Source organism: Microcystis sp. M015S2, from assembly GCF_020245945.1.
In the GTDB taxonomy this organism is placed as follows: domain Bacteria; phylum Cyanobacteriota; class Cyanobacteriia; order Cyanobacteriales; family Microcystaceae; genus Microcystis.
The window spans coordinates 21,601-31,196 of sequence record NZ_JADBTX010000092.1; the positions used below are offsets into that span (position 1 = coordinate 21,601).

At 44.2% G+C, this 9,596-nt stretch carries 8 protein-coding genes; 6 read left to right on the plus strand and 2 right to left on the minus strand.

Annotation, left to right across the window (positions count from 1 at the left end; all coding sequences use genetic code 11):
* Positions 1-112 precede the first annotated feature (112 nt).
* Positions 113-2,812, plus strand: a complete 2,700-nt coding sequence (locus tag IM473_RS16565; protein WP_287660467.1) for a CBS domain-containing protein — start codon at positions 113-115, stop codon at positions 2,810-2,812.
* Here the strand turns inward: IM473_RS16565 and IM473_RS16570 are convergent.
* Together IM473_RS16570 and rbp are read right to left on the minus strand one after the other, a co-directional pair.
* Positions 2,809-2,973 carry an Asl3888 family RNA-binding protein gene (locus IM473_RS16570; RefSeq protein WP_002733784.1) on the minus strand — a complete coding sequence of 55 codons (165 nt, stop codon included), beginning with the start codon at positions 2,971-2,973 and terminating at the stop codon, positions 2,809-2,811. The two genes, IM473_RS16565 and IM473_RS16570, sit on opposite strands and share 4 nt — an antisense overlap.
* Before the next feature lie 112 nt (positions 2,974-3,085).
* Complete coding sequence (gene rbp, locus IM473_RS16575; RefSeq protein WP_287660468.1) at positions 3,086-3,379, minus strand: RNA-binding regulator; 294 nt, start codon at positions 3,377-3,379, stop codon at positions 3,086-3,088.
* A gap of 458 nt (positions 3,380-3,837) precedes the next feature.
* On the opposite strand from rbp, the gene IM473_RS16580 reads away from it, so the two are divergent.
* From IM473_RS16580 to cdd, 5 genes are all read left to right on the plus strand, one after another.
* Complete coding sequence (locus IM473_RS16580; protein WP_287660469.1) at positions 3,838-6,177, plus strand: DNA methyltransferase; 2,340 nt, start codon at positions 3,838-3,840, stop codon at positions 6,175-6,177.
* 224 nt (positions 6,178-6,401) lie between these two features.
* Positions 6,402-7,406: a phenylalanine--tRNA ligase subunit alpha gene (gene pheS / locus IM473_RS16585; protein ID WP_287660470.1), complete on the plus strand. Its 1,005-nt coding sequence runs from the start codon at positions 6,402-6,404 to the stop codon at positions 7,404-7,406.
* A 13-nt stretch (positions 7,407-7,419) separates the two neighbouring features.
* Positions 7,420-7,764 (plus strand): DUF4870 domain-containing protein, encoded by a 345-nt coding sequence (locus tag IM473_RS16590; protein WP_104397935.1) that lies wholly within the window; start codon positions 7,420-7,422, stop codon positions 7,762-7,764.
* Positions 7,765-7,837: 73 nt separating this feature from the next.
* Positions 7,838-8,980: an NAD(P)/FAD-dependent oxidoreductase gene (locus IM473_RS16595; protein ID WP_287660471.1), complete on the plus strand. Its 1,143-nt coding sequence runs from the start codon at positions 7,838-7,840 to the stop codon at positions 8,978-8,980.
* Entirely contained in the window at positions 8,967-9,374 is a 408-nt protein-coding gene (gene cdd / locus IM473_RS16600) for a cytidine deaminase (protein WP_287660472.1), read from the plus strand. Before IM473_RS16595 ends, cdd begins: the two co-directional genes overlap by 14 nt.
* Positions 9,375-9,596 lie beyond the last annotated feature (222 nt).

Sequence of the window (9,596 nt, forward strand, 5' to 3'; positions counted from 1 at the left end):
GGTTTCTCTTGGTCATGATTTGCTAACTTATAGTTCTTGACCCGGTTATTGCCGAGCATTTAGTAACAATAGATACAGAAAAAATCCCGATAACTTCTCCTTACTAAAAAATATGGATTTAATTTTATGTCATCAAACGGCGGATTTTGACGCTCTGGGGGCAGCGGTGGGTTTATCGTTGCTGAAAGCGGGTAGTCGCATTGTGTTGACGGGGGGAGCGCACCCGACGGTGAGGGAATTTTTGGCCCTGCATCGAGATGAATTCGCTTTAATTGAAATGCGTAGTGTTAATCTGTCCCTTATTCGCTCTTTAATTATCGTTGATAATCAGTGGCGGGAGCGTCTGGGAAAAGCCTCCCAGTGGCTCGATTTAGGGCATTTACAGGCGATCGAATTGTATGATCATCATTTGGATAGTGAAAGCGATATTCACGCCTCTAGCGTCCATTTAGAAGCGGTGGGAGCCACCACGACTTTAATTGTCGAAGCTTTACAAAAAGCCCACATTCAACCAAACTCGATGGCAGCGACGGTAATGGCACTCGGTATTCACGTTGACACGGGTTCCCTGACTTTTGCCGGTAGTACCCCCAGGGATGCCTATGCTTTGGCTTGGTTAATGACCTGTGCTGCTAACATTAAAACGATCGCCCAATACTGTCAACCGAGTTTTTCCCCGCGCTTACAGGAGTTATTTAGCCTTGCTTGGGAAAATCTAGAGATTAAAACGATCCATGGTCGTAAAATCGCCCATGTTCTCCTCCATACTGCCGATTTTATCCCCGGTTTGTCTAGTGTGGCCGAGCGCCTACTGGAATTATCCGATAGTGATGCGCTACTTTTTGCCCATAGTTATAGTAAAGACGAGGAAGATAATTCCCGACAGCGTTTAACCGTGATCGGTCGCTCTAGAATCGATGGGGTGAATCTATATCGGCTTTTTTCCCCCTATAACGGCGGTGGTCATGCTCAGGCCGCTTCGGTGAGTTTTCGCGATGTTCAGCCAGTTCAACAGTTAAACCAACTACTGGGGGACTTAATTGCTCAAATTCCTCCTTCTCCCACTGCTAGGGATTTAATGTCTTCTCCGGTGCGAACCATTCGTCCCGATACTTCCATATCTCAAGCCGAGCGCATCCTTTTCCGTTATGGCCATTCGGGGTTATCGGTGGTAGATGAGCAGGATCGCTTAGTTGGGGTGATTTCTCGTCGTGACCTCGATTTAGCTCTCCATCACGGCTTTTCTCGCTCTCCCGTGAAGGGATACATGACTTGTAATCCGAAAACTATTACCCCCGACACTTCCCTTCAGGAAATCGAGTCGCTGATGGTAACGTATGATTTAGGGCGTTTACCTGTACTAGAAAACGGGCAGTTAGTCGGTATCGTCACTCGTACAGATGTATTAAGACAGATTCATCAAAATGAGCGGGTGCGTTTTGAAGGGGTTGCTTTGGTTTCCTGTCTTTTACCGACGATTAAAGAGCGTTTAGAGCCGATTTTATGGTCATTCCTGCAAGCTGCCGCCACTGCCGCTCAAAAACGCGGTTGGCATCTCTATCTGGTTGGGGGTGCGGTGCGCGATTTATTGTTAGCGGCAGCAAGGGATACTTTATTGTTACAGGATATCGATTTAGTGGTGGATGGCGGCCATCGCGCCGCCGATGTGGGTGCGGGGGTAGAATTGGCTAATTGTTTACGCGAAATTTATCCGGGGGCCCGGTTATCGATTCACGGGGAATTTCAGACGGCGGCTTTGTTATGGCACAAAGATGAGCGTTTTGGCTCGTTATGGGTGGATATCGCTACGGCACGCACGGAATTCTATCCCTATCCTGCCAGTAATCCCCAAGTGGAGGCTAGTTCGATTCGACAGGATTTGTATAGAAGGGATTTTACAATTAATGCTCTGGCAATTCGCCTAACTTCGCCGAAAGAGGGGGAATTACTCGACTTTTTTGGCGGTATGTTGGATTTACGCGCTCAACAAATCCGGGTTCTCCACGCTAATAGTTTTATTGAGGATCCGACGCGCATCTATCGAGCGGTGCGTTTTGCCACTCGGTTAGGATTTGTTATTGAACCCTTGACAGAAAACTATATTAGGTATGCGATCGAAAGTGGAGTTTATGAGCGCTCACGGCAAGAAAATCAGAATGCACCCGCTTTACAGTCCCGTTTAAAAGCGGAGTTGAATTATATTTTAGAGGCGGATTACTGGGAAAGTGCCTTAGAAAAGTTGGCCGATTTGGGGGCTTTGCACTGTTTACACGGAGATTTAAGTTTAAATCGGGCTTTATGGCGACAATTGCGCTGTCTCAGTCGTTGGTTAGATTGTTTAAGTCTGGAATTGCCGGTGAATGCCTGGTTAATGCGGTTGGAATTATTAATCGCTTCTCTGGCTATGGGGGAAAGAATAGCGATCGCTAATAATTTACAATTGCCCAAAGATACTGTGGAGCGTTTACAAAAACTAGAAGTTATGGAAAGAGAGATTAGCAATAATTTTGCTTATGATCGACCCGTTAGTCAAATTGTCAGCTTTTTCAACGGTTATAAGGTTCCTAGTTTGTTATTGGTGGCGGTGAGGAGTGAGACTAGGATGCGGGCTTTAATCTGGCAATATTTAACTAAATGGTCGCAGATTGAGGCTCCTATCGACGGCAATGACCTTAAAGCTTTGGGTTATCAACCAGGTCCCCAGTTTAAATCGTTACTTGCGGCGGTATTGGGGGCAACTTTAGATGGAATAGTCAGCAATAAAAGCGAAGCCAGGGCTTTTATTGCTAGATTAACTAAGTCAGCAGATTAGGTATCGGCTGCCCCTTCATTTTCCGAAGATTGTCTTTGATCGCTGGAATAACCGCCTCTACCTCCTCTGGTGGTGGTACGATTAGAGGCAGCCCGGAATTGACGAGCGTAGGCGCGGTTGCGTTCAGCTTTTTCTTTTTTCAAATTACGACGTTTAGCCACAAGAATCTCCTTGCGATATTAGATAGACAAGCGGGGAAACGAGCGATCGCTTCCCCTGTTGACAATGAAAACAAGTTAGGTAATCATAACCTAGAATGGTTACGATCAGGGATTAGTAGCGACGATCTCGATTGCGATTGCCACCACCGAAGGAAGGTTTGGGTTCTCTTTCACGAGCTTGATTGACTTTTAATTCTCGTCCCATCCATTGGGCGCCGTCAAGAGCGGCAATAGCGGCCGATTCTTGCTCTGGGGTTTCCATTTCCACGAAAGCGAATCCGCGTTTTCTTTTCGTTTCCCGATCCATGGGGAGGTGAACGCGCTTGATTTCACCATATTCGGTAAAAACCTCAACTACGTCTTCTTGGTCAACCTCGAAGGGGAGATTACCAACATAAATTGACATAAAACCTATCCTTGCACAGATAAAAACAACAGATTTGTAGAGAACGAAGATTTCGGGAACTAGCTGAACCAATACTAAACAGAAACGCTTTGACCATTAATACTGACAACGAGCCGCAGTGCCGACTTTTATTCTCAACCTCCATCCTAGCACATAGCTATTAGCTTTTATCGATTCTGCCTGTCTCGCCACCCGAGCAGATAAACTAGACTAGAATGCTGCCCCATAAAATGCCCTAATTATGAGTTTATCCCCCCATCCGATCGAAACTGCCCTAAAAACCCTGGAAACTAAGGCCGAGGATTCGATTTCTGGGGTGCTTTCCCCACCTGTTGCCGAGAAACGGCAACAAGAGCCGGACTTCCTCCGGCAGTGCGTAGGATGCTCCCAAGAGGGTATCCTCGCCATACCCTCACATCTGGGTACAGTAATATATAGAACTCTATTCTTAAGGCCAGATGAGTGCTTCCTCCTTCGACTATAGAATGATCGATCCCATTTCTGGGCCGATCGATCCCAAAAAACAAGGGACGTTACGCCATTGGGGAAGTCATCCCTATTTTACCCGGCGCGCTTGGAATGTGGTACAGGAATATATTAAGCGTTTTAGTCAGGTGGGAGATGTGGTTTTAGATCCCTTTGGGGGATCGGGAGTGACTGCGGTAGAGGCTCTAGTTTTAAAGCGAAAGGCGATTTACTCGGATATTAACCCGATGGCTGGTTTTATCTGCCGCAATATCGCTGTTAGTCCCGTTAACATCGATGATTTTCGGTCTGCTTTCGATGACATCGCCAGAAATTGTCAGGAAAAGATTGAGGAAGTTTATCGAATGTCTCCAGAAGAAGCGGCGGATTTAGAGATTCCCTATTGGTATCCGCAAGGGGTTCGTTTACCGAAAAATGCGGACGCAGAATCTGTAGAAAATTTGTTTACCAAACGTCAATTATTTTCCCTTTCTCTAATTCTCAACCAGATTGAATTAATCACCGATCCGATCATTAAAGATTTAATGAGGTTTACTTTCTCGGCAACTCTCAATAAAACCAATTTAACCTTTAGTTCCACGAGAGGAAGAATAGAAAGCCGGGGAAATAGCGGAATTATGCACCGTTATCGCTATTGGATTCCTCCTGAAACTATCGAGCTTAATGTCTGGGAACAATTCGAGCAGAAATTTAAGGGGACGGCAAAATTCAAGATCGAAACTAATACAGTAATCGGTGATTTTTATCCAGAAAATTTTTCAATTTTTGATTTCTCAGCGACGGACTTAACTGGCATATCGTCCGAATCCGTGGATTATATCTATACCGATCCTCCCTACGGACAACATATTGCCTATTTAGAGCTCTCGACTATGTGGAATGCTTGGCTAGGATTTGAAGTGAGCGATAACGCAAGAGAATTGGAAGTGATCGAAGGAGGAGATTTAAAGAAATCGAAAGAAACTTACATCAATTTGTTATCGAATTCCATTCGAGAAATGTTTCGAGTTTTGAAATTTGATCGCTGGATGAGTATTGTTTTTGCTCACAAAAATCCTGCCTATTGGGATGCGATCGTTAAATCTGCTCAAGAAGCTGGTTTTGAGTATGTAAATTCCTCTGTACAACATTCTACTACGCCCTCATTACACAAAAAGAAAAATCCTCTGACTGTCCTATCGGGAGAGTTAGTTTTAAACTTTAGAAAAGTGAATAATCCCAAAACAATCGCCATCAGTAAAGTCGGGATCGATATCCTGCAAATTATTAAAGAAGTGGCCGAGATGACAATCGTTAAAAGTTCGGGTGCTTCCACAGAAGATATTTATAATGCGCTCATTCCTAAATTATTGGAAAATGGCTTACTAACCCAAGTCAAGAAACAAATAGATGATATTACTCCTTTGTTAAAAGAGGAATTCAACTTTTCGGAATTAGATCATCTCTGGAGAATTCGTACAAATACGAAAATCGGTTGCTTTATTCCGCTAGAAGATAGAATAAGATTTTATCTCTTAGATTTTCTAACTGCCAAAAAACGACAGGGAAAAGTAGCAACTTTTGATGAAATTATTTTTGCGGTCATGCCTAACCTGATCAACGGGACAACGCCAAGCGATCAATCGATTTTAAAGGTTTTAGAAAAGTTAGCTTATTCTGCCGATGGTCGGCACTGGCAACTAGGGCAAGAAGAAGGTCTTCAGCTAACTCTCGATTTAAATATAGAGCCAATTTCTTCCGTTTTAACTGGTTTAGATTTTCCCAAACAAGCAGATAAAATTCCTCACGATCAAATTATCTACGCTCTGGCAAAAATTGCTATTGCTGTCGGATTAAAGCCTTATATTGGCAAAAAAGAACAATCTACAGGTTATTGGAATGGAGAAGCTTTTAAAGATATTTCTCTAGAAAAATTACCGATCGATAAATTAGGAAAGTGGGACAGAGATAAAATACAACAGATCGATCTCATCTGGTTTAATAACTTAGGCGATGCAGTGTTCGCTTTTGAAGTAGAAACCAGTACACCGATCACCACAGGAATCGATCGCTTTATGGAATTACTAAAAATTTATCCAGAACTGGCAGGAAAACTTGTGTTAATTGTTCCACCGAAGCGAGTCAACAAACTGAAAAAAATTCTTAAAGATTCCCACTATATTGGACATCCTCTCTATATGGAGAATAAATTAGTCTATAGTTTTTCTAATCAAATTGCCGAAGTTTACCAGAAACTCTCCTCGTCAACTAAACTAGAATTATCCGCGGTTTTTGCCTCGATCGAGTTCATTTTAAAAAAACCAGAAATCTGATGCAATCAAGAGAAGCTGGTTCCCATTGAAAGTTCTAGGTTCGACGAGGCACTCATGCAATAAGCTCCCATTTGATCAGAGGGGAGAGGGAGCGATGAACATGATACAGCAAACCATCTCAGGGAATCGTCACCCCGGAAAGCAAATCGCCCCTGCAACTGTCTCCCCAAATTCCCCCTCTTGATAAACTAGACTAGAATGCTGCCCTATAAAATGCCCTAATTATGAGTTTATCCCCCCATCCGATCGAAACTGCCCTAAAAACCCTGGCAGCGAAAGCGGAAAATTCCATCGAACAAACAACAACCCTAGAAGACTTAGAACAGCTAAGGGTGAATTATCTCGGTAAAAAAGGAGAATTATCGCAGATTTTACGCGAAATGGGCAAATTAACCCCCGAAGAGAGACCGCGCCTCGGTGCGATCGCTAATGAGGTCAAAGAATTAGTACAATCGCTGCTAGAATCCCGGCGAGAAAGTCTAAATAACGCCCAAATTAAGGCGAAATTAGCGGCGGAAACCCTCGATGTCACCCTACCTGCTCTTAGCCGTCCTTTAGGGCGAATTCACCCCTTAAATAGCACAGTTGATCGCATGATCGATATTTTCGTCGGTCTGGGTTACAGCATCGCCACCGGGCCGCAGGTAGAAAGCGATTATTATAATTTTGAGGCTTTAAATATCCCTGCTGACCATCCGGCCCGGGATATGCAGGATACTTTTTTCTTGAGTGATGGTCGTTTATTGCGGACCCATACCTCCCCGGTGCAGATTCGCTACATGGAAAGTCACGAACCCCCAATTCGGATTGTGGCCCCGGGCCGTGTTTATCGTCGCGATACCGTGGATGCAACCCATTCGGCGGTTTTCCATCAAGTGGAATTATTAGCGGTGGACCAGGGATTAACCTTTACGGATTTGAAAGGAACAATTAAAGAATTTCTTAAGCAAATGTTTGGGGCCGATTTACCAGTTAAATTCCGCGCTTCCTACTTCCCTTTTACTGAACCCTCGGCCGAGGTAGATGTACAGTGGAAAGGCAAATGGTTGGAGGTGATGGGCTGTGGTATGGTGGATCCCAATGTCTTAAAAGCAGTCGGTTATGACCCCCAAATCTATACGGGTTTTGCTGCTGGTTTTGGCGTGGAAAGATTTGCTATGGTATTACATGAGATAGACGATATTCGCCGTTGTTATAATAGCGATATCCGCTTTCTCCGCCAATTTTAGGGGGATAAACCCGATGGTCAAGAGTGAAGATTTAACCAAAAAAAGACTCCTATCCGTGGCTTGTCATGCTTCGATCCTTTTGAGTGCTACGCTGGTATCGGTGGGGATTCCCTTAGCTATTTATTTCATTTCTGATGATGGAACGGTGAAGGAAAACGCCAAAGAAGCTTTAAACTTTCACCTGAATATGTGGTTATACTACCTAATTGCTGGGATTCTAGTTTGGGTTTTAATCGGTTATTTGCTCTTACCGATTCTTGCTGTGGTGAACATTGTTCTCCCCATTCTTGCTATCCTGCAAGTCTGGAAAGATGCTTATAAGGTTTTCCGTTATCCTTTCATTTTCCGGGTTCTGTAATTAATTATCGGGGTTGAAACCTGTTCAACCCTTTTTAGTCCTATTCCCACTAGAAAAATAGCCTCTGGAGTTTATGACTAAAATTGTCATCATCGGTGCGGGGATAGTGGGGGCCACCATTGCCTACGAATTAAGCGCCGTCGAAGGATTAGAAATTACCCTCATTGATGAAAAAAAACCGGGACAAGGAGCAACCGGGGCAGCTTTAGGGATTTTAATGGGTATTATCAGCCATAAAACTAAAGGTAGAGCCTGGAAACTGCGGCAAGAAAGTTTAAAACGTTACGAAACCCTCCTTCCTGAGCTAGAATCCCTCACCGGACTGACTATTCCCTGTAACCGTGATGGTATTGTCCTACTGCGATCGAGTGCCGAAGACGAAGAAAATTGGCGCAAGTTAGCCCAAATCCGCCAAGAACAGGGATATTGTCTAGAAATCTGGGATAAAGAGACTTTAAACCAAAAATGTCCCCAAGTGGCCAGCGATCATCTCCATGGTGCCATCTATTCGCCCAGTGATCATCAAATTAATCCGGCCCTGCTCACGGAGGCTCTCGTCGATGCTGCGGCAAGAAGGGGGGTAAAATGTCAATTTGGGGTAAAAGTTGAAAATTTTGGGAAGACAGAGCTTCATGGCTCTAATTTGAGGCAATGCACCCACGTTTATAGTTCTAATGGTATAGAGGAAAGCGACTTTTTGATTCTTTGTGCGGGAATTGGTTCTACTGCTTTAACCGAAACTCTTACCCATCCAGTGGAAATCCGACCGGTTTTAGGGCAAGCTTTACAGATAAAATTGACGCAACCCCTAGAAAGTTCCGATTTTAAGCCGATTTTAACGGGAAATGACCTGCATATTCTGCCTTTGGCCGGAGCGGAATACTGGATTGGGGCAACGGTGGAATTTATGGACGAAAAGGGCGAAATTATCGCCGATACTGCCCTATTAGAGCAAGTGTATCAACAGGCGATCGCTTTTTGTCCCTCTTTGGCCGCGGGTGCGATCGTGCGTACTTGGTCTGGTAAGCGACCGCGACCGGAGAAAAAATCCGCTCCCATCATCGAATATTTGCCCGGATACGATAACGTTATTCTGGCCACGGGACACTACCGCAACGGGGTTTTATTAGCCCCCGCTACCGCTAAAATGGTCAAGGAAATGTTAAGTGGTAAGTTAGCTATCGATCGTTTATCTGCAGCCGATGACCCTATCTGACCAAGAAAGACAACAACTCTGTGACACTGCTCGGGAAGTGGCGAAACTTTCCTATTCTCCCTATTCCCGTTTTCGGGTGGGGGCAGCGGTCTTGACAAATAAAAAGATTTATGCTGGTACTAATGTAGAGAACGCTAGTTATGGCTTGAGTTTGTGCGCGGAAAGGGCAACCCTGGCGCAAATAATCGCAGCGGGCGATCGAGAAGTACGGGCGATCGCTATAGCCTGTATTGATGGGGTAGATAAGGATGATATTAGTCAGTTAACTCCCTGCGGGGCCTGTCGTCAATGGATAGCCGAATTAGCACCGAAAGCAGAGATTATTATCTGTGGAACTCAGCAAAATTATTGTTTTAATCTCTCGGATTTACTGCCTTTTTCCTTTCGTTTTTAACTGTGGGTAAAGCTGACCAAAAATCATTAACCTCTCTAATTTCTACTAATACATCTTCATTATCAGGAAAATAAACTTACTCTGACAGGGGGACAAGCGAGCTAGAAAACTTGCCAACAAAGGCTTCTAGCTTCTCTCGCTAGAAATAGATTTAGCAATTCTAGGCAAAAAGCTAACGAAAGAATTAGGGATAGGAGCGAGCTTACTAGGAATTATTATTAA